The sequence below is a fragment of the Paenibacillus sp. OT2-17 genome (assembly GCF_009827695.1).
Taxonomy (GTDB): Bacteria; Bacillota; Bacilli; order Paenibacillales; family Paenibacillaceae; genus Paenibacillus; species Paenibacillus polymyxa_B.
This window is the reverse complement of the sequence record NZ_WUDQ01000383.1, coordinates 1-3,608: the sequence shown is the minus strand read 5'-3', so window position 1 is coordinate 3,608 and position 3,608 is coordinate 1. Positions and strand designations below refer to the sequence as shown.

The window sequence follows — 3,608 nt, the reverse complement described above, 5'->3', positions numbered from 1 at the left end:
TGATTTCCGAGATGAGTTTTTTGAGCAGTACGGTCTTCATGATAATGATAAAGGCTTTTAAGTTTTAGGGAGAGTATACGAAAGGGGGATTTAACATGTTTCATTTTGCTACAGCCGCTGCTGCACCCGGTGGAACTGGCGGACTTTTCCAAATGATCTGGCCACTGGCTCTGATGTTTGTAATCTTCTATTTCTTGCTGATTCGCCCGAATCAGAAAAAACAAAAGCAGCGTCAAACGATGCTTCAAGCTTTGAAAAAGGGAGATAAAGTAATTACAATCGGAGGTCTTCACGGTACAATTATGGAGATTACGGATGATGTAGTAGTTTTGCGTGTGAATGATGTCACGAAGCTGACCTTTGACCGCAGTGCAATCAGCAACGCGATTGCAAAAGACACGGCATCTGAGGAAGTTGTTTCCAAATCGTAAAATGCTGGTGACCGTTATGCAAAAACCGAGCCTTTGAGGAGGCTCGGTTTTTTTGTGTTGTTTTATTACATGGATACAAACATTTTGATTACTTGCTGAGATTAATGCCAAACATCCCACCACCTGCACCTATGACAAACGCGAAAGCTAAGTGTAACAGGTCCTTGCCGTTCATGCCCGCATCCAATGCCAGAAAACCGACCAGCAAAACGATTAGTCCATACAGGATGCCTGTAATACCGCCTTGATACCAGCCTTTGTTTGTGGATCTTTTACCGGCGACGAAGCCGCCAGATAGCATGGCGAATGCGTGGACGATATACGTATACAATGATAAGTCCTGTTCCTGCATCTGTGTCAGCCACAAGAGTAGTGAAAGAATCAATGCGCCAAGCAGCATCCATGCAAAAGCATAAAATAAGCCGGATAAAATGGGATGGGCCAGACGAAACGAACACCAGCGGCGAATGAGCTCCATTGATAATTCCTCCTGTACCAAGGTTTGAACTATTATCATTCTATGGCCAAGCCTCCCTGCTTAGTACCAAGTCGCAAGCAGTCTTTCTCTTTATTTCAATAATTTAGCCTTTTGTTTTTTGTATGAGCTAAGTGAGGAACGGTCAGAATACGTGTACAATGAACGACTAATGTCTTATTGCAAGTACAGGGGAGGAGGCGAATATATTGAGTCACGATATTTTTGCTCATATTTTTCGGACGCTGCTCATGTATTTTATTGTATATCTGGTGATGCGCTTGATGGGTAAAAGGGAGATCGGCAAATTGTCTGTTTTCGATCTCGTCATATCGATTATGATTGCAGAAATTGCTGTATTCAGCCTGGAGGATATAAAACGTCCACTTTATGAAGGGCTGATTCCTTTAGGAGTGCTGTTAATTTTGCAAATCGGGATTTCATTTTTTAGTCTGAAAAGTCGGCGACTGCGCTTACTATTTGATGGTAGGCCCAGTGTATTGTACTCCAATGGACAATTAAACAAGGACGAAATGGTGAAACAACGTTACAATTTAGATGACTTGCTGTTACAACTTCGTGAACAAAATATAGAAAGTCTGGACGAAGTCGAATATGTTATTTTGGAAACGACAGGTAAGCTAACGGTTATAGGTAAGGATGATAACGATGGAGTGGAACACGGAAAAATGAAGCAAGAATTAAACGGAACAGATTTGATAAACAAAGAGCAACAGGTGAATAAGGTCCATCCTTCTCCACAAATCGGTGGAAAGTTTAGATATGAGGGACTGCCTATTCCATTAATCATGGATGGCAAGGTGCTGGATCGAAATTTGGAACGGATGGATATGAACCGTTTTTGGCTTAAAAATCAGATTCAAGCAAAGGGACACAAAGATTTTAAGGATGTTTTTTTATGCTCGGTTAACCATAGAGGTGATGTGTATATTACACCACCGGCCTATGGAAAATCTTCGGATTAGATTTCCTATGCTTTAAACCATCTTCTCAGGATTGGAATGCGTGTAAGGTTGTCCCAATCAATCATTTTGATCAAGGTCATTAGGAAAAGGTACAGTATAATTCCCAAACCTGCGGCAAAAATAAACTGAAGCCACATTTGGTTGAACATCGTTAGATGTCTGTAGGTATATAATACTGCTGCTGCCATGATGATCATACCTATCCCGGTCTTCCAGAAATCGAGCAAACGTACGCGGAAGCGAAGCAGTCTGCTGACACTGAAGCCATGAAGGAGTGTAACAATGGCACTGTTAATACAAATGGCGATGACAGCTCCGTAGATACCGTACTGAGGTTGGGAAGCAAGCCAGACGATTAGCGCAATTTTGATAACGGCTCCGATAAAGGTATTTAATAAGGCACTTCCAGGACGGTCTAATGCCTGAAGTGCTGCCTGAAGCGGGGCCTGAATGTACATAAAAAGAGCAAAAGGTGCCATGAGCTTAAGCATGCCTGCAATATCGCCATTATTATAAAGTAGCAGACACAGAGGTTCTGCCAAAACATACATGATTACGGCAAAGGGGGCTCCTGCAACCAAAGCGAGCCGAAGCGATTGATGTAGACGTTTGTGAATGGCTGTAATATGCCCCTTGGCTGCTGCTTCGGATAACGAAGGAACGAGTGAAACTGCTAGCGAACTGGTAAGAACTCCAGGTAGTAATAATACAGGAATGACCATGCCCTGCATGGCTCCATATTGTGCGGTTGCCACGCCAGTTGCAATGCCTGCTACGGCGAGGCTACGCATGCACAAGATAGATTCGAGCAAATAGGATAAGGAACCAACAAGCCTTCCAGCAGTAACGGGAACGGATATAGACATAAGACGTGACAAAACGGATGATTGCTCGGGTTGAACCTCAGAGGAGGGGATAGGCGACTTCGGCTGAAGGATGCGATCTTTTCGATGGTTACACACGTATTGCCATAGCAGCACAATCATGCCAATGAATTCGCCCGCCAGAGCACCGAGCATGGCACCTGCAGCAGCGTAGGCTATCCCACGAGGAAGTAACAAGTAAGCAAACCAAATGACACAAAAAATGCGCATAACGGTCTCCGCAATGGAGGAGGTGGCAGAAGGAATCATATTTTGCTTTCCCTGAAAATAGCCCCTATAAGCTGAGGAAACAGCTACAATGACTATCATTGGGCTCATGCTCACGAATGTATAATACACGCGGCTGTCGGTCAGGAGATGGCTTGTGATCCAAGGCGCGAACACAAGACAGAGCACCATGGCGATCAGACTGAGTGTAATGGTGAAGCGCAGGCTGGTGTGCAAAATACGCCGCGACATTTCGGGCTGTCCCGCCGTTTCGGCTTCGGCTACTAGCTTGGCTACCGCAAGAGGGATTCCCCCTGTAATAAGCGTCACCAGAACGATAAAAAAGGGATACCCCTGTTGGTACAAGCCAACTCCTTCGGGGCCGATGATACGCGGGAGTGCGATTCGGGGAATAAAACCTAGTATCCGGTTGATAATTCCTGCTGCCAATAAAATAATTGCTCCATGGATGAATGTCTGCTTTTTCAATCGCAACTCCCTCTTCCCCAAAATGTAATTCTGCGTCTATACATTACTTTAGAAGATATGCTGGACCTGTCCATCTTCATGACAAGCTTTTCCGTTCAGAAACAAAGTGATTTAGACAACAAGAGGAAGAGTGGTG

At 44.3% G+C, this 3,608-nt stretch carries 4 protein-coding genes; 2 read left to right on the top strand and 2 right to left on the bottom strand.

Annotated elements, in window-relative coordinates:
- The first annotated feature begins 95 nt into the window (after positions 1 to 95).
- The gene (yajC, locus tag GRP75_RS21660) at positions 96 to 431 is read left to right on the top strand and encodes a preprotein translocase subunit YajC (RefSeq protein ID WP_061829379.1); all 336 of its coding nucleotides are present in this window, start codon (positions 96 to 98) and stop codon (positions 429 to 431) included.
- 88 nt (positions 432 to 519) lie between these two features.
- Here the strand turns inward: yajC and GRP75_RS21655 are convergent, their stop codons facing one another.
- Positions 520 to 909, bottom strand: coding sequence for a TIGR04086 family membrane protein (locus GRP75_RS21655; protein ID WP_023989933.1), 390 nt, complete (start codon positions 907 to 909; stop codon positions 520 to 522).
- Positions 910 to 1,115: 206 nt separating this feature from the next.
- On the opposite strand from GRP75_RS21655, the gene GRP75_RS21650 reads away from it, so the two are divergent.
- The gene (locus tag GRP75_RS21650) at positions 1,116 to 1,892 is read left to right on the top strand and encodes a YetF domain-containing protein (protein WP_025720234.1); all 777 of its coding nucleotides are present in this window, start codon (positions 1,116 to 1,118) and stop codon (positions 1,890 to 1,892) included.
- A 5-nt stretch (positions 1,893 to 1,897) separates the two neighbouring features.
- Here GRP75_RS21650 and spoVB read toward each other — a convergent pair whose 3' ends face one another.
- On the bottom strand, positions 1,898 to 3,472 hold the full coding sequence (gene spoVB, locus GRP75_RS21645) for a stage V sporulation protein B (protein ID WP_160790325.1): 1,575 nt from the start codon (positions 3,470 to 3,472) through the stop codon (positions 1,898 to 1,900).
- Between the last annotated feature and the right edge of the window lie 136 nt (positions 3,473 to 3,608).

What these genes read in the sequence shown, in the direction of transcription:
- yajC (WP_061829379.1), top strand. Translation starts at nt 96, where the DNA reads ATGTTTCATTTTGCTACAGCCGCTGCTGCACCCGGTGGAACTGGCGGA.
- GRP75_RS21655 (WP_023989933.1), bottom strand. Translation starts at nt 909, where the DNA reads ATGGAGCTCATTCGCCGCTGGTGTTCGTTTCGTCTGGCCCATCCCATT.